The following is a 15,782-nucleotide window of genomic DNA, read 5'->3' on the forward strand; positions in this document are numbered from 1 at the left end:
TGCCGGGGCTTGGCAGGCTCCAGCGTTAGCCTTCATGACGGCAACCTTTGTGAAATTACCAAAGTTCCCGTTGTCTCTGAAGTTAACCGAAAATTTACAATTTTTCGAGCCACGCGCGCGTGAACAGCTCGAGACGGGCCTGTGTGCCTCCGCACAGCTTGACTTTTGCGCGCTCAACGGGTGTATCGGCGCGACTATACGCAATTCTCGATCCGGGGAGCCTCCCATGCATGCCTTTCGCAGCCATACCTGCGCAGATCTGAGCGCCGCCAACGCCGGTGAGACCGTCCGCCTCGCGGGCTGGGTCCATCGCGTGCGCGATCACGGGGGGGTGCTCTTCATCGATCTTCGCGATCATTACGGTATGACGCAGGTGCTCTGTGACGGCGACAGCCCCGCCTTCAAGACGATGGAAAAAACGCGCTCGGAATGGGTGATCCGCATCGACGGCACCGTGAAGCTGCGCGACGAGAGCCTGATCAACCCGAAGATCCCGACCGGCGAGATCGAGGTCTATGTCCGCGACATCGAAATCCTGGGCGAGTCCGAGGAACTGCCGCTGCCGGTCTTCGGCGAGCTGGAATATCCCGAAGAAACCCGTCTGTCATATCGCTTCCTCGACCTGCGTCGCGAGAGCCTGCATGACAAGATGATCCTGCGCTCCAACGTCGTGAAATCCATGCGTAAACGCATGTGGGACGCCGATTTCAACGAGTTCCAGACGCCGATCATCACCGCGTCGTCGCCGGAAGGCGCGCGCGACTTCCTCGTGCCGTCGCGTCTGCATCCGGGCAAGTTCTACGCGCTGCCGCAGGCGCCGCAGCAGTTCAAACAGCTGATCATGGTCGGCGGCTTCGACAAGTATTTCCAGATCGCGCCGTGCTTCCGTGACGAAGACCCGCGCGCCGACCGCTCGCCCACCGACTTCTACCAGCTGGACGTCGAGATGAGCTTCGTCGAGCAGGAAGACATCTTCAACGTGATGCAGCCGGTGATCCAGGGTGTGTTCGAGGAATTCGCCGACGGTCGTACGGTCGATCCGAACTGGCCACGCATTCCCTATGCCGAGTCGATGCTGAAATACGGCTCCGACAAGCCCGATCTGCGCAACCCGATCGAGATGCAGGTGGTCTCCGATCACTTCCGCGACTCGGGCTTCGCGATCTTCGCGAAACTGCTCGAGCAGGACGGCACCGAAATCCGCGCGATCCCGGCCCCCACGGGCGGCTCGCGCAAGTTCTGTGACCGGATGAACAAGTTCGCGCAGGAACAGGGCCTTCCGGGCATGGGCTACATCTTCTGGCGCAAGAGCGAGGATGGCTCGCTCGAAGGCGCAGGCCCGCTGGCCAAGAACATCGGCCCCGAGCGGACCGAGGCGGTTCGCGCGCAGCTGGGTCTGGGCGAGGGCGATGCGGCCTTCTTCCTCGGCGGTGCGCCGTCGAGTTTTGAGGGCGTCGCAGGCCGTGCGCGCAACGTGATCGGCGAAGAGCTGGGCCTGACCGACAAGACCAAGTTCAAGTTCGCCTGGGTCGTCGATTTCCCGATGTACGAGGCCGATGACGAGGGCAAGATCGACTTCTCGCATAACCCGTTCTCGATGCCGCAAGGCGGGATGGAGGCGTTGCAGGGCGACCCGCTGCAGGTCAAAGGCTACCAGTACGACCTCGCCTGCAACGGCTATGAGATCCTCTCGGGCGCGATCCGGAACCACAAGCTCGAGACCATGTACAAGGCGTTCGAGATCGCGGGCTATCCGGCGTCGGAAGTCGAGAAGCGCTTCGGCGGCATGGTCAAGGCGTTCAAATACGGCGCCCCGCCGCACGGTGGTTGCGCCGCCGGCATCGACCGGATCGTGATGATCCTCGCCGACACCGCGAATATCCGCGAAGTCATCATGTTCCCGATGAACCAGCGCGCCGAAGACCTCATGATGGGCGCGCCGTCGGAGCCGATGAACGAACAGCTGCGCGAGTTGCGCCTGCGGGTTCTGCCGCAAGAGGACTGATCCTCGCACGGTTACCGATTTAAAAGGCCCCGTTCCGGATGGAGCGGGGCCTTTTGCTATTCGCGGCGGAGGAGCGCGCCAGCGCAAAAGGCGCAGAAGAATAAGGCGAAGGGGCTCTGGCCGAAGCCGAGCCACCCTGAGCCTAAAACCCCGATCAGTCTTCGAGACTGTCTTCCTTCTTCTCGTCGACCAGCTTCATTTCCTTCTTCTTACGTTCGAGGAATTTCTCGCCGTAGTTCTCGATTTCGCTTTCGTCGATCACGTCCTTGGCGCGGCCGAAGATTTCGTCTTCTTCCTCGTCCATGTGGTGATTGTAGTCATGCTCGAGCTTGTGGAACTTGTTCAGCCAGCCGGGGCTCGCCATGTCCATCTCGTTGAGCTCCTCGAGCAGATCGTCGAGCTCGGCATGTTCCTCGACCGAGTGACGCGCCGAGTCCTGACCCCAGGTCTTGGTCATCAGCTTGGAATAGAAGGTCTCTTCCTCGGCGGCGGCGTGGGACTTGATGTCGTAATAGAACTCATTCCACGCCTGCGTGCGCTCCGCGCTGTCGCCGGACGTATCGGCGATCTTCTTCATCAGGGCGCGGTGGTTGTCGTGATCTTGCTTGATGGCGTCGTAGATCGAGCTCATCGGGCTGTCCTCCGGTTGCTTTGACTTGTTTGAGCAACGCGAAGTCGATCAGGCAGTTCCCGGCTGCGTCAGAACGCCCCGGCCGCCGCGATCCGCGCATCTATAATCTGAGTGACCCGGGTCATATCCTCGCGTGAGGGGCCGCCGGACCGCCTCAGGCGCTGCGCCGCATCGTCCAGCGCCGCGTCATGAGCCGAGCACGCGATGCTATGAAGGAAATGTGCGGCATAGGGCAAGGCGCGAGTGTCGGCCCCCTCGGTGTCGCGCAGCAGTTCCGAGAGGTGTTGCAGGTCGTCGCGCAGCGCGAGCGGGTCCGGCGCGATCACAAGATCGGCAAGCGCGCGCAGGCCGAGCGGTCGCATCTCTTCGGGCAGGGTCGACAGGATCGCTTCCTGGAATACGGCGAGGCTTTCGATCGGCTTTTCCAGAAACCCGTCCGCGCCCGCCGCGAGGGCCGCGCTTTTCAGGTCGGGGTCGCCCGAGGTCCCAAGGATCACCGGATGCGGCCCACGCGTCCCGCGTATCTCGGCGATCAGGTCGCTTCCCGAGCCATCGGGCAGGCCCATATCCACGATCACGATCGAGGGCCGATAGGTCTTGAGATGCCGATCCGCCGAGGCGAGGCAATCGGCGCGTCGAATCCGCGCGCCCGAGCGCAGGCACAACAGCCGCACGGCTTCCGAGGCGAAGCGGCTGTCTTCCACCAAGAGCACCGTCAGCCCGGTCAGAGGGCGTTCGGGCGTCGGCATGCGGGTCAGGGTCGGGATCGTGTCGCTCATGTCGTGGCCCCTTCGGCTGCGATCGGATTCGGCTTGTCCGATCAGTAGGGCGCAGATTGCCTAACACTGCGTTAATCCGAACCGGGTTCACAACTGTCCCCGCAAGGCTTGCGCGAAGCCGCGCGCCCGGCTACCCCTTTTAACGCCCGCGTTACCGGAGGAGACCCAGATGATCGGACGCCTGAACCATGTCGCCATTGCCGTGCCCGACCTCGAGGCGGCCTCGGCCAAGTATCGCGACACGCTGGGTGCCAATGTCGGCGCGCCGCAGGACGAGCCCGATCACGGCGTCACGGTCGTCTTCATCGAACTGCCCAACACCAAGATCGAACTGCTCTACCCGCTGGGCGAGAACAGCCCGATCAACGGCTTTCTGGAGAAGAACCCCGCGGGCGGCATCCATCATATGTGCTTCGAGGTGGAAGACATCCTCGAGGCGCGCGACAAGCTGAAAGCGGATGGCGCGCGCGTTCTGGGCAGCGGCGAGCCGAAGATCGGCGCGCATGGCAAGCCTGTGCTGTTCCTGCACCCGAAAGACTTCAACGGCTGCCTGGTCGAACTGGAGCAGGTCTGATGAGCCTCACAGGCGGCATCATCCTCTTCGCGGTGATCTGGTTCATGATCTTCTTCATGGTCTTGCCGGTGCGGTTGAAGACGCAAGGCGATGTGGACGAGGTCGTGCCGGGCACCCCCGCAGGGGCGCCGCACGAGGCGCATCTGGGCGCGAAGGTGAAGATCACCACTATTGTCACCATCGTGCTCTGGGCGGTCATCGCGGCGGTGCTGCTGTCGGGGATCATCACCTTGGAAGATATCGACTTCTTCGGGCAGCTGCGCCGCTAGGCGCGCAAGGAACCCAGTAAAGCGGAGCGAGTTGGGAGGTTATTGAAAGGAGCCTCCCATGACACCAAACTGGTTTACCGTTCTGAGCTGGTTATCGCTTGCTATAGGCGTTCTCTCATTTCTCTATCTTCTCGTTCAAGTTCGTCGGAACCCGCCGCATATGGCCATCATGGCGTGGGTCTGGCCAATTTGCGGATTGTTCGGCGGACCGCTGGTCATCTGGTTGCATGGCCGCTTTCCGGGGCATGGCAATGCGCCCTTCCCGGTCTCGGTCGCGAAGGGGACGCTCCATTGCGGCGCAGGCTGCACTCTCGGCGATATTCTGGCCGAGAACCTCGCGCTCGCGGTTCCTGCGGTGCTGATCGCATTCGGCTGGCCGGGTTTTTGGGAAGACAAGATCTTTGCGGTCTGGGGACTCGATTATGTCTTCGCCCTCGCGATCGGGATCGTGTTCCAATATTTCTCGATTGCGCCGATGCGTGGGCTCGGCCTCGCCAAAGGCCTGAAAGAGGCGGCGAAAGCTGACGTGGCCTCGCTCACCTCGTGGCAGATCGGCATGTACGGGATGATGGCGATCTTCCATTTCGCCGTGTTCAAAGGGCTCTGGGGCGCCGAGATCAACGCCGCCGACCCGGAATTCTGGTTCGCCATGCAGATCGCGATGATGGCGGGTTTCGTGACCGCCTACCCGGTGAACTGGCTCTTGATCCGCAAGGGCATCAAGGAAGAGATGTGAGCGGCGCGTTGGCGCCGCCCCGTCACCCGCGGCGACCGGTGATCGCGTGGAACAGGTGGGTGAAGCCCGCAGCGCCCAGTACCGGCACGAAGAGGTTCACAAGCGGGATCGACAGCGGCACCGCCATCAGCGCGCCCGCGGCCCAGATCGTGACCTTGTTTCGCTCGTAAAGCTCCAAGGCCGCCTCGCGCTCCATCCGCCGGAAGGCCGCCATCTGGAAATATTCACGCCCCAGAAGGTAGCCGTTCAGCCCGAAGAACAGAAACGGCGCCAGCGGGATCACGAATGGGTAGATCATCAGCGCGATGATGTTCGCCACGAGGATCACGCCGAAGAACCGCACCGTGTCGCGCATCCCTTCGGCGAAGGTGAGTTTGCGCACCGGCGGCAGGGTCGGGTAATGCACGTCCTCCACCATCTCGGCCACGTCTTCGAGGAAGAAGCCGGTGAAGGCGGAGGCCACGGGCACCATCAGGAAGATTGAAGCAAACAGGATCACGCCTGCCGAGACGATCGACAGCGCGGTATCGATATGGCCGATCTCGCCGATGAAGGGCAGCGAGAAGCTGTCCGGCACCAGCCAGCCGATCAGCATCACCATCGCCACATAGATCGCGACCAGAAGGCCCAGCGAGAGGGCCACGCCGAAGCCCACGACTTTCATCGCACCGGGCCGCAGCAGATCGGCCCAGGCTTTCACATAGCTCGAGATGATCATTCCGAAATCCGGGTCGTGATCGCGTCGAGGTCGGGGCGGGGGCGTTCGGGAGGCTGCACGCCTTCGGTGCCCAGATGGATGAAGCCCGCGACGCTTTCGCCGTCCTTGAGGCCCAGCATCTCGCGCCCGAAGGCCTCGTCATGCGCGGCCCAGCCGGTGAGCCAGTTCGCGCCCCAGCCCGCGGCGAGAGCCGCGTTCAGAAGCGACAGGCAGACCGCGCCCGCCGAATAGAGCTGCTCGACCTGCGGCACCTTCTCGCTGTCCTTGGGCGAGAACACCACCGCCACGCAAAGCTGGCTGTCATGGAATTGCTTGCCCGCCTTGGCGATCTTCTCTTCGGGCAGGCCCTGCGCCTTCGCGCGGGTCTCGGCCTCGGCGCCCAGACGCTGCGCGGCCTCGCGGGTGATGGTGATGAAGCGCCACGGCTCCAGCTTCCCGTGATCGGGCGTGCGCGCGCCGGCGGTCAGGATCTCGCGCAGCGCGGCCTCATCGGGGGCAGGGGCCTTGAGGGTCTTGGCCGGGCGCGACCGGCGGGTCAGAAGGAAAGCCATCGCCGCGTCATTGCGCTCGGCCGGGTTCACTTCGGGCAGTTCAGTCATGAAAATCTCCGTCTGTTGCGCCAGATATCGGGCGCTCGGCGCGCGATTGCAACCGCAGCATGGACAACTGTCTTGTGCGCCATTGTGCAGGGTCTATGCTGCGCGGCGATGACGGATCTCAGCCACCTTGCCATTCCGGGCAGCGAAATCGCGCTGCGCGTGACGCCGAAAGCGTCGCGCAACGAGATACGCGTGGGGGATGAAGGGCTTCGGGCCTATGTCACGGTCGTGCCGGAGAACGGCAAGGCCAATGCGGCGGTTGTCAAATTGCTGGCAAAGGCGCTGGGCGTCGCGAAATCGCGGCTGACGCTGATCCGCGGCGAGACCGCGCGCGACAAGGTGTTCCGCCTCGATTGAGCGTGCATCGCGGCGCGGGCAGGGGGGTCAGCCGTCCTCGCTGGAGGTGCTTCCGGTCTGCTTCAGGCGATAGACGCCTTCGGGCAGGTTGAGCGCCGCCGCGAGTTCGCGCAGCTGGGCATGGCTGAAGGTGATTGTCTGCACCTGCTCGGTCTGCTCGTCGAGCTGTTCGACCACGACGCAGTCCTCGAAGGAACTGATCGTGATGTCTTCCTGCAGATAATCAAGCGGATCCGTCCCCTCGTCGACAAGGGTGATCACGGTCGCGTCGAATTCGTGTTCGATGGTAAACATGTCCTCATGCTAGCGCGGCTTTTCGATCCGAAAAAGCGAAATCACGCCGCTGCTTGCAGGCGATCGCGTGCAGGAGGCTATGCTGCTGCGAGCCAAGTGGTTAAGCTGGGCGAAATCCTCTTTCAGGGGCGCTTCCCGTCGATGCCTTCCTTCCGTTTTCTCCTCGCAATCCTGTCGCTCGCCGTGACGCTGCTTTCGGGCTGCGTGCCGACGATGGCGCCTATGCCGCAGACCGAAATCTCGCCCGAAGACAGGCAGCGCGCCGAAGTGGCCGTATCGCGGCTGGTCGCTGTGGGCGACCGGATGGAGCCGCAGATCGAGCAGGAATGCCGCAAGCGCACGCGAAAGCTCAACTGCGATTACCTCTTCGTGGTCGATGACCGGCTCGATCTGGATGCGAATGCGTTTCAGACCACCGATCGCTCCGGCCGCCCGGTGATCGGGGTGACGCTCGCCATGATCGCCGAGGTGCGCAATGCCGACGAACTGGCCTTCGTGATCGGCCACGAGGCCGCCCATCACATCGCGGGTCATATCGCGGCGCGCGAACGCGACGCGGCGGTTGGGGCGGCCTATCTGGGGCGCGCGGTGCAGGCGCAGGGCGCCGATCCCCTGACTGTGCAGCGTGCGCGGCGGATCGGGGCCGAGATCGGCTCGCGGCTCTATTCCAAGGATTACGAGCTGGAGGCCGACCGGCTCGGCACGATCATCACATGGGACGCGGGCTACGATCCACTCAAAGGCGCGCAGTTCTTCCTGCGCCTGCCCGATCCGGGCGACAAGACGCTGGGTACCCATCCGCCCAATCAGCTGCGCTTCGACGTGGTGCGCGACACCGTCGCCCAGTTGCGTGCGGGCAAGATCCCGGCGGGCAGCTGAGGGAACCCGTTCAGGGCCTGCGCACTTGGGATTTGACATAGAGGCCCCCGGCAAAGGCGGGTCCGGGACGCGGGGACTGGGGACGGGGACAAAGAACCAATGGCAATCTTTTCGCGACTGCGCTGGCGGCTGAAGGTCATCCTGCGGGAGATCTGGGTGCGGGTGACGGCCTTCGGCGTGCTGGGGGTCCTGACCGCGCTGGGATCGGCGGGCTTCGGCTATCTCGTGCCGCCGGATCTCGGCTACAAGATGGGGGCAGGCTCGGTGGAGCCGATCCTGAAGATCATCGCGACCGCGATGCTGACCGTCACCACCTTTTCGCTGCAGATCATGATTACCGCGTTCAGTTCGGCCCAGACAGGGGCGACGCCGCGCGCGATCAAGCTGATGCAGACCGACCGCGTCACGCAGAACGTGCTGGCGAGCTTCATCGGCTCCTTCGTCTTCTCTCTGGTAGGGATCATCGCGCTCGAGACGAATGTCTATGACGACTCGGGGCGGTTCATCCTTCTGGTGGTGACGCTTGGCGTGGTGGCGATGGTGGTGATCTCGCTGTTGCGCTGGGTGCAGCATCTGAGCGAATTCGGACGCTTGGGCGACGTGATCAGCCGCGTCGAGAGTGCGGCGAGCACGGCTCTGAAGGCACGCTGCGAGCGGCCGTGGCTCGGCGGCAAGAAATGGGAGGAGCCGCCCGTGGGGGTCTTCGGGATCACCTCGACGCGGACCGGCCATGTGCAGCATGTCGATATGGGCGCGCTGCAAAAGGTCGCCGAGGCGCATGACTGCCGGATCTGGCTTTGCGCGCGGCCCGGCGAATTCGTCCATGGGGCGTCTCATTTGGTCCAATGCGATGCGCTGCCGGGCGATACCGAGACCCGCGAGGAGATCGAAGAGGCCGCGCGCGACGCCTTCACCATCGACCATGCCCGCGACTATGATCAGGACCCCCAATTCGGCCTGATCGCGCTGGCCGAGATCGCCTCTCGCGCGCTTTCGCCTGCGATCAACGACCCCGGTACCGGGATCGACATTCTGGGGCGTCTGGCGAGGGTGCTGGCCGAATGGCATCCGCCGAACAGCCCCGAATGCGTCTTCGACCGCGTCTATGTGCGCGCGGTGACGCCCGAGCAATATACCGAGGACGCTTTCGCCGCGATCGGGCGCGACGGGGCGGGGCATCTGGAGGTCGCGCTGCGCCAGCAGGAAGTGCTGGAAGCCGTGGCCGAGATGCATCCCGATCACTTCGGACGTCCCGCCGCGCATCAGGCCCTGCGCGCCGCAGCCCATTCGCAATCCGCGATGACCTTGAGGCGTGATCGCGCCGTGGTCGCAGAGGAAGCGCAGGCTTTGGCCGCGCGCTTCGCGCCCGATCTGGACTGCAATGTCGGACATGAAATTGACGGCGAAACCTCGGATCGCAACGCTTGATCTGAATCATATCGAAATTGCGGACCCTACGGCAGAGTCCCCCCATCACCGGGATGACTGTTCAAGGGAGGCCGCCATGACCGCTGCCAAACATCTCAATCGCCACGCGGCGATGATGAACCGGATGGCCCAGCAGATGGGCGGCGATCTCAGCATGGAAATGGCCAGCGGACGGCTCAGTGGCGAGGGCTGGAGAGACGCGCTGATCCGCTGCACCAAGTGCCGCGAGGCCGGGGCCTGCCTGCTCTGGCTGGCCGAGCATGACCCGCAAAGCAACCCTGCGAAGGCACCTCCCGCCTATTGCGAAAACCGCCTGATGATGTCGCGGCTCCGCGCCACCATCGGCGCCGAACCCCAAGGAGTGGAATGATGGGAATGCAAAGCGAAGTCGATCTGAACTTCTGGGTGACGCGCGGTATGGCGCGGCGTCTTGGCGTGAATATCTCCGAAGCGATGCATAACGGCTTCCTCACGCAAGCCGACTTCGCCGAGATGATCACCACCTGCCGCACCTGCGGACGCACCGAGTTCTGCCTCGCCGTTCTGGCTGAGAAAGGCGAAGGCCCACAGGCCATTCCGTCGGATTGCCCCAATTACGAGGTCCTGACCTCTCTGCGCGCCCTGCAATAACTGAGGGCACCGTTAACGTCGCGAAGCATGTGAGGGGCGATCTTGTCCCCGTGCAGAGCTGATAGATGGTCCTTTCAAATCTGCGTGTTCATCGCGTGCGTAATTTCTTCGCATGCAGACCAACAATGCTTCATTGAACGTGTGTGGTTCCTTGGTCTTGGATGGCCGCGATGAGCAATACTTGCCTTGCGGATGGTATGTGCGCTCCCTGAGTTGAGGGAGCGCGGCACCCAAGTTTTCTTCGCATCGAAATCGCCCTGCCCCGTTCGAGCTACGAGGGCGCGCAATGGCACAGAAGATTGTAGGTCTCGACTGGCTTCGCGCAATCGCCGCGATACTGGTGATGATCGGCCACGCGAGAGCTTTCCTTTTCGTCGACTTCTCCGAGCTTGCGAACGACCCGACGGTCGTCGCCAAAGTCTTCTATTTGCTCACCGGCCTCGGCACCTATTCCGTAATCATTTTCTTCGTGCTCTCAGGCTATCTGGTCGCTGGCTCCGTGGATCGGGCCTATCACGAAGGTCGTTGGTCGTGGAAAGAGTACGCGGTTCACAGGGTCGTCCGTTTGGGTATCGTCTTGCTCCCGGTACTCGTCATGACAGCAATGTTCGACTGGCTTGGAGCATCTCAATTTGACCCGGCTTACTATCGAGGTGAGTTTGGGGCCGAGTTCGCGAGCGCCCCGAACGAGCCGGTGGCCAACGGCGTCCTCGTTTTTCTGGGCAATGCTTTCTTCCTGCACAATATTTTCGTTCCCGTTTACGGGAGTAATGGACCGCTTTGGAGCATCGCCTACGAATTTTGGTATTACGTCGCTTTTCCGCTCGGCTTTTTTGCATTGAAACCAGGCCGTTATCAGCTCTTTTTTGCCGCGCTCTTCGTTCTGACGATGTGGTTCATCGGGCTCGACTTGGCAGTACTCTTTCCGACTTGGTTGTTTGGATACTTTGCGTGGAAAGCACGCGACGGGCTTCTCGGACGCCTTGTTGCAACGAAAGCGATCTACGCGCTCGCGGTGGTCTTCGCGCTTTTCGTCGTCATGTCCGCTCTCAAGTTCGTTAATGATTACTCAATCGGCTCACTCTACATCACGGCTGTCGCGGCGTTTTTCGCGGTGATCGCGCTCTCAAATCCGGTTTTCGACCACGGCGCGCGGCTGGCAGAGTTCCTCTCCAAAACCTCTTATTCTCTGTATCTTGTTCATTTCCCTCTGATGGCCTTGCTCAGTTCGATGCGTCATGTCGCGAGGTTCGACGCTTTGGGGAACGGGATGGTCCTGTTCGGGGTGTATATTCTGTCCTCCTTCTTGCTCGCGTGGTGTGTTCATTGGCTATTTGAGCGTCATACCGCGACACTCCAGAGAGCTATCCTTAGAAGCATGCGCCAGCGTCCTAGGCTCGGGGCTGCGGGATGAGTTGAGAGTGTAGCTCGTCACCGCCTTTGCTTGCCTTCCGGCGCCGGCATTCTGTTCGCTCAGGAACGCGGTTTCTTCAGGTGAAACTTCAGCCAGAACTTCAGAAGCCTGAGCCAACCGACCTTCTTGCGCTCCATGACCTCCGCAAGAAAGGTCGTCCGGCGGAGATATTTCCAGTAGAGCCACGCGTAGGGGTGCCATTCGGCGGCCTGCCAGGGTTTCGGCGACTCCGTGAAATGGATGATCCGCGGCAAAGCCTGAGCCAAGGGAACGGAAGAGGTGTAGTCGCACCCTTCCCAGAGAAAGAGGCGCTGGAAATTCCACTTCGCGTCCAGCGGTGACCAGTTCTCCCAGAATACCTTGTTCAATGCGTCCTGATCCGCGAACTCGTATTTCTCGGGCGCGGCCAGGAGCATGTCGAGCGCTTGGGACAATGCGTCCGTGGCCCGGACCGCGTCGAGATCGAACAGGAGGACACCGGCATTGAAATAAGTGCCCTCGCTCGGCAGCTCATGTTGCCGCGCGAAGTTCGTCGGGTCCACGAACGCGTCTTGCACGGCGCCGCAGGCCAAACCTTTCAGATCGGTGCTCCAGAGGTCGACGAGACTTCCGGTCACAACCATGTCGATATCCAGATAGATCACGCGTGAGATGTCCTGCGGCAGAAGCTCTGCCATGATGAGGCGCAGGTAGGTCGCGCGACTGATATGCAGGATCGGCGGAAGCTTCAGCGCCTTATGATCCGCAACGTGATAGGGATGGATTTCGAGACCCGTAGCAGTCTCTGCGATCTTCGAGAACCGCGCCTCATCGACGGAATCGAGTATCGCGTGAACGCGGATCTTCTCCGCGCCTTTGCCCGCCTCGATGGATTTCAGCAGCGACACGAAATGCGGCGCATAGTTGGAATCGGTCACGCAAACGATGTCGATCACGTTCGGGTCATACGCGGCATGCGGCTCGCGGACGTCGTACATCATTCGGAGTCCTTTGCGATCAGTTCGCCTGTTAGAAATATCGGGACTGTCTCTTGGGAGGCTTGAAATTCGCTGCCAGCAGAGCTTTGGCGATCGCGAAATGCATCCGGGCACGATCGGGGCGGCGGCGGATGGTGGCGAGCACACCGCGCAGAAAACGTGCGGCGATCCGGTCGGGCATCACCAATCTTCGATTCACGAAATGCCCGATCGCGAGTTCTTCATTGAGAAGTTTGGCCTGACTCCAGACGGTCTCTCCGTGATTGGGGTTGAGGTAGCGGAACTTCTCGCTCTCGATCCGGAGCACGGGCCGCTTGAAGCGCTTCAGATAGTAACGCGTCCATTCCTGATCCTCGGCTGAGAAGACCTCTTCGCGGAAAGGGCGTTCGCGCATCAAAGCCGTGGGTGCCAACGCTGCGCTATTCGAAATCCCGTTGCGCCCGTTGAAGAGCCGAGGGGTGATCGAGACGGGTTCGAGCTTGCTCGGGTCCGGGCATTCGGAATGCGCCGGCGCCCAGTAGACGATCTCGAGATCTCGCGCTTTCATCTCCCGCCAGCCGTTTTCCACGAACTTCGGATCGTCGAAGACAACATGGCTGCTGAAGATCAGCGTATAGGGAAGCGTGTTCGCCGCGACGCCGACGTTGATCGCCTTGGAATAGTTGAACTCGGTGTCGTCGTAAGGCGCGACGGTCGCGCCCAGGGCAGCGAACTGGTCGCGCACCGCTGCATCATGCGAGGAATCCACGATGATGATGTTCTCTGGCGGGAAGCTCTGCTCGCGCAGTTTCGCGACCACCTCTGCAAGCAACGGCGGGCATTCATAGGCCCGGATCAGCGCCGCATATCGCGGGGCTGCGTCGTCGCGTGGAAGCTGCTCGGCTAAAGGTCGGGACTGTGAGGCCATCGTTTCTTGCCGCAATCTGAAAACGCTTTCCTGAAGGCAGGCACGGGCAGGTTTCCGTTCCTGAGTATCGCTTCGAAAAACGGTAGGAGGGCTGCCCCAGCCGAGCAAGACGGCCCGCGCGCAAGAGCTCTCGGTGACTGGCTCGCATATGAGATGCGCCGGTTTCTTATCCGTCGCGCCCGCATCTGCCCAAATAAATTGCAACTCGGGGTCGGATCGGAGGCGCGAGAACCGTCACGCGGTGAAGAGGGCGCAGGGCTCGCTTAGGTTCGAGTGGGGAGTGCTCGATACAGTTCAAAGGTAGCCCAGAGAATGCAGTATCTTTTTGTCGTCACTTACGGTCGGTCCGGTTCAACGGTCCTGCTCAACTTGCTCAACAGGTTGGAGGGATATTGCATTCGCGGCGAGAATAACGGGATTGCCAACCATCTTGGCATGAGCGTTTCCGTGCTTGCCGAGGCGCAGGAGCACCCGCATGCAAAGTCCCATAATCCGGACGCGCCCTGGTTCGGGATCAACGATCCGAAGGTCGAAAGCTGGGGCCAAAAGCTGGCGGGTGCGTTTGTCGAGGAGATCTTACGCCCGGACCCGGACACACGCGTCACCGGCTTCAAGGAAATCCGGTTCACCGCCCATGAGACTACGCTGGCAGAGTACGAGAGCTCCATCGCGTTCCTGACGCAATATTTTCCCGGCGCGCGTATCATCTTCAACACGCGCGATTGGCGCGAGGTCGCAGAGTCCGGCTGGTGGCGCTACGAGTCGAACATGAAACGGATCCGCGATCTGATCGAGGATGCGGACCGCCGTTTCGAAGCGTCGGCCAAGGCGCTCGGAGATCGGGCCTTCTTGATCGACTATGCCGACTACAAGGGTAAACCGGACGGGTTCCGCCCTCTGCTCGAGTGGCTAGGAGAGGAGGTCGACGAGACCCTGTTGGCCTCGGTGTCGCAGAATTGGCTCGTTCACCTGCAGAAGTCACACGATGACCGCGGGAAATTCCTCCGCCTGAAACGCGCGCTTTCGAAGCGTTTCGCGGAGCGCGCGATCAAGAAGTCCGGCGAAACTTCGATGCTTTCGTGAATAGCGCCTTCAACAACTGAGCCATTTCGAGTTCCGGCCCCGCTTTGCGCCCGTTGAACTGCCAGAGCGCGGCGACCGCAGCCACGTAGGCCATGCCGCCTATCGTAATCAGGCTCACCAGACGCACCGCCTCCAGAGGGACGCTCGGCGGCTTCTCCCACAGGCTACCGGTGAGCCAGACGACCAGGGCCATGAAGGCCACCGCGATCGTCGGGGTCAGGGCGAGTTTCAGCTGCTCGCGCAGCCTGATGCCTGCGATCTGCGTGACCAGGGTCATGTTCCAGATAATATTTATGACGACCGCCACCGCGCCGCCAATCAGGGCGCCGATGAGCATGCCGTAGTAGCTCGCGCTGCCGAGATACATCCCGAGCAGGATCAGTGGCCATCGAATGAAGAATGCGCGCAGGTCGCGGAAAAAGAGATGCCGGGTGTCTCCCGTTGCCATGGCGATCGGCTGGATCGCCACCGTCGCCTGCAAGGCTAGGATGATCGCCTGTATCTGAATGACGGGGACGGCGGGCATCCACTTCTCTCCCAAGACCAACGCGACAAGGTCATGGGCGACCACCGCGAGGCCGAAGCCGAAGGGGAAAATCCACAGACAAGCAACGCCCTGCACACGTTTATAGGCGGATACGAGTTTTTGCCGATCGTTCTTCACCCGGGAAAAGGCCGGGAAGAACGTCCTTTGCAGGGGTTGGTTCAACTGAGCGATGACCACATTCGTGATCCGGTTGCCGAAACTGTACTGCCCCAGAATATTGGTTGGCAGCACGGCCCCGAACAGCAGCGGATTGGCACGCCAGTTCATCGCTTGGATCCAGGTGCCCAGTGTGATCCAGATCGAGAAAGAGAGGATCTCGCGATACTTGCTAAAGGTCAGGCGGGGCCGGAAGGGATAGAAGACATAGGAGAGAACGATCCGGGCGACGTCCGAGGCCACGGCGCCCAGCACCAAGGCCCAATAGGATCGAAACACGAGTGCAAGCGTAATTGCGACGATCGTGCCGAAGAGTTTCTCCCCGACCTTCATGAGGACGACTTGATGGAAAACCAGTTCTCGCTCGAACAAGGCGAGTTTTGGATTTGCGAGACCGGCGAAGACGAAGGACCCCGCCATCACGAGCAGGATGTTCTGCAGTCGCATATCGCCATAGAGCAACGCGACCGGGTAGGACAGCGCGGCCACCGCGCCCCCGACGATGAGGCCACGCGCGAAGGACATCGAGAAGACGGTGTTGAAATGCTCTTCGGTCGGGGCGTCATGGCGCACCAGCGTCTCCGACAGGGGCATTTCCGCGAGCGACAGAAGAATGGCCATCACCGCAGCACAGATTGCCACAAGCCCGAAATCCTCGGGTACCAGAAGCCGGGCCATTATGATCGTGTTCAGGAACCCGATTCCGTTCGCGATCATGCTTCCGAGCGCGATCCAGACGGCTCCCTTCAGCAGGCGTGTCCGTGTGTCGGTCATCTGTTCTGGGCGTCCTTTCGCAGCA

At 61.7% G+C, this 15,782-nt stretch carries 19 protein-coding genes; 11 read left to right on the forward strand and 8 right to left on the reverse strand.

The annotated features are described in order from the left end of the window. The first annotated feature begins 226 nt into the window (after positions 1 to 226). Positions 227 to 2,005, forward strand: coding sequence for an aspartate--tRNA ligase (gene aspS / locus BMI89_RS04140; protein ID WP_078569939.1), 1,779 nt, complete (start codon positions 227 to 229; stop codon positions 2,003 to 2,005). Between the two features lie 154 nt (positions 2,006 to 2,159). Here aspS and BMI89_RS04145 read toward each other — a convergent pair whose 3' ends face one another. Both BMI89_RS04145 and BMI89_RS04150 read right to left on the reverse strand, forming a co-directional pair. Then, complete coding sequence (locus BMI89_RS04145) at positions 2,160 to 2,636, reverse strand: hemerythrin domain-containing protein (protein WP_078569940.1); 477 nt, start codon at positions 2,634 to 2,636, stop codon at positions 2,160 to 2,162. 68 nt (positions 2,637 to 2,704) lie between these two features. Continuing rightward, the gene (locus BMI89_RS04150; protein ID WP_078569941.1) at positions 2,705 to 3,415 is read right to left on the reverse strand and encodes a response regulator; all 711 of its coding nucleotides are present in this window, start codon (positions 3,413 to 3,415) and stop codon (positions 2,705 to 2,707) included. 169 nt (positions 3,416 to 3,584) lie between these two features. Between BMI89_RS04150 and mce the strand changes: the two genes are divergently transcribed. The 3 genes from mce to BMI89_RS04165 all read left to right on the forward strand — a co-directional run bounded on the left by mce (position 3,585) and on the right by BMI89_RS04165 (position 4,994). Next, positions 3,585 to 3,989, forward strand: a complete 405-nt coding sequence (mce, locus tag BMI89_RS04155; protein WP_078569942.1) for a methylmalonyl-CoA epimerase — start codon at positions 3,585 to 3,587, stop codon at positions 3,987 to 3,989. Then, positions 3,989 to 4,258, forward strand: a complete 270-nt coding sequence (locus tag BMI89_RS04160) for a DUF1467 family protein (protein ID WP_078569943.1) — start codon at positions 3,989 to 3,991, stop codon at positions 4,256 to 4,258. The genes mce and BMI89_RS04160 overlap by 1 nt, the downstream gene beginning before the upstream one ends. A 160-nt stretch (positions 4,259 to 4,418) precedes the next feature. Next, on the forward strand, positions 4,419 to 4,994 hold the full coding sequence (locus tag BMI89_RS04165) for a DUF4396 domain-containing protein (protein WP_246831966.1): 576 nt from the start codon (positions 4,419 to 4,421) through the stop codon (positions 4,992 to 4,994). Between the two features lie 22 nt (positions 4,995 to 5,016). On the opposite strand, the gene BMI89_RS04170 is transcribed toward BMI89_RS04165, so the two are convergent. Both BMI89_RS04170 and BMI89_RS04175 read right to left on the reverse strand, forming a co-directional pair. Then, complete coding sequence (locus tag BMI89_RS04170) at positions 5,017 to 5,712, reverse strand: EI24 domain-containing protein (protein ID WP_078548420.1); 696 nt, start codon at positions 5,710 to 5,712, stop codon at positions 5,017 to 5,019. Continuing rightward, on the reverse strand, positions 5,709 to 6,311 hold the full coding sequence (locus BMI89_RS04175) for a nitroreductase (RefSeq protein ID WP_078569945.1): 603 nt from the start codon (positions 6,309 to 6,311) through the stop codon (positions 5,709 to 5,711). The genes BMI89_RS04170 and BMI89_RS04175 overlap by 4 nt, the downstream gene beginning before the upstream one ends. Before the next feature lie 108 nt (positions 6,312 to 6,419). Here BMI89_RS04175 and BMI89_RS04180 point away from each other — a divergent pair, with 108 nt between their 5' ends. Then, entirely contained in the window at positions 6,420 to 6,668 is a 249-nt protein-coding gene (locus tag BMI89_RS04180; RefSeq protein WP_078569946.1) for a DUF167 domain-containing protein, read from the forward strand. A 27-nt stretch (positions 6,669 to 6,695) separates the two neighbouring features. On the opposite strand, the gene BMI89_RS04185 is transcribed toward BMI89_RS04180, so the two are convergent. Beyond that, positions 6,696 to 6,962, reverse strand: a complete 267-nt coding sequence (locus tag BMI89_RS04185) for a hypothetical protein (protein WP_078569947.1) — start codon at positions 6,960 to 6,962, stop codon at positions 6,696 to 6,698. Between the two features lie 141 nt (positions 6,963 to 7,103). On the opposite strand from BMI89_RS04185, the gene BMI89_RS04190 reads away from it, so the two are divergent. The 5 genes from BMI89_RS04190 (at position 7,104) to BMI89_RS04210 (ending at position 11,313) form a co-directional block, all read left to right on the forward strand. Beyond that, entirely contained in the window at positions 7,104 to 7,841 is a 738-nt protein-coding gene (locus tag BMI89_RS04190) for a M48 family metallopeptidase (RefSeq protein WP_078570168.1), read from the forward strand. Positions 7,842 to 7,940: 99 nt separating this feature from the next. Continuing rightward, positions 7,941 to 9,269 (forward strand): DUF2254 domain-containing protein, encoded by a 1,329-nt coding sequence (locus BMI89_RS04195; RefSeq protein WP_078569948.1) that lies wholly within the window; start codon positions 7,941 to 7,943, stop codon positions 9,267 to 9,269. Positions 9,270 to 9,345: 76 nt separating this feature from the next. Then, on the forward strand, positions 9,346 to 9,639 hold the full coding sequence (locus tag BMI89_RS04200) for a DUF6455 family protein (RefSeq protein ID WP_078520475.1): 294 nt from the start codon (positions 9,346 to 9,348) through the stop codon (positions 9,637 to 9,639). Then, a complete protein-coding gene (locus tag BMI89_RS04205) occupies positions 9,639 to 9,899 on the forward strand; it encodes a DUF6455 family protein (protein ID WP_078569949.1) in 261 nt (86 codons plus the stop codon). The genes BMI89_RS04200 and BMI89_RS04205 overlap by 1 nt, the downstream gene beginning before the upstream one ends. A 286-nt stretch (positions 9,900 to 10,185) precedes the next feature. Then, on the forward strand, positions 10,186 to 11,313 hold the full coding sequence (locus tag BMI89_RS04210) for an acyltransferase (RefSeq protein ID WP_078569950.1): 1,128 nt from the start codon (positions 10,186 to 10,188) through the stop codon (positions 11,311 to 11,313). Between the two features lie 59 nt (positions 11,314 to 11,372). Here the strand turns inward: BMI89_RS04210 and BMI89_RS04215 are convergent, their stop codons facing one another. Both BMI89_RS04215 and BMI89_RS04220 read right to left on the reverse strand, forming a co-directional pair. Further along, positions 11,373 to 12,293 carry a glycosyltransferase family 8 protein gene (locus BMI89_RS04215; RefSeq protein ID WP_078569951.1) on the reverse strand — a complete coding sequence of 307 codons (921 nt, stop codon included), beginning with the start codon at positions 12,291 to 12,293 and terminating at the stop codon, positions 11,373 to 11,375. 28 nt (positions 12,294 to 12,321) lie between these two features. Continuing rightward, on the reverse strand, positions 12,322 to 13,305 hold the full coding sequence (locus BMI89_RS04220; protein ID WP_143593810.1) for a glycosyltransferase family A protein: 984 nt from the start codon (positions 13,303 to 13,305) through the stop codon (positions 12,322 to 12,324). Between the two features lie 204 nt (positions 13,306 to 13,509). On the opposite strand from BMI89_RS04220, the gene BMI89_RS04225 reads away from it, so the two are divergent. Further along, a complete protein-coding gene (locus tag BMI89_RS04225) occupies positions 13,510 to 14,280 on the forward strand; it encodes a sulfotransferase (RefSeq protein ID WP_078569953.1) in 771 nt (256 codons plus the stop codon). On the opposite strand, the gene BMI89_RS04230 is transcribed toward BMI89_RS04225, so the two are convergent. Continuing rightward, positions 14,246 to 15,757, reverse strand: coding sequence for a lipopolysaccharide biosynthesis protein (locus tag BMI89_RS04230; RefSeq protein ID WP_078569954.1), 1,512 nt, complete (start codon positions 15,755 to 15,757; stop codon positions 14,246 to 14,248). The genes BMI89_RS04225 and BMI89_RS04230 overlap by 35 nt on opposite strands. Between the last annotated feature and the right edge of the window lie 25 nt (positions 15,758 to 15,782).

It is taken from the genome of Thioclava sp. F36-7 (assembly GCF_002020075.1).
GTDB lineage: Bacteria > Pseudomonadota > Alphaproteobacteria > Rhodobacterales > Rhodobacteraceae > Thioclava > Thioclava sediminum.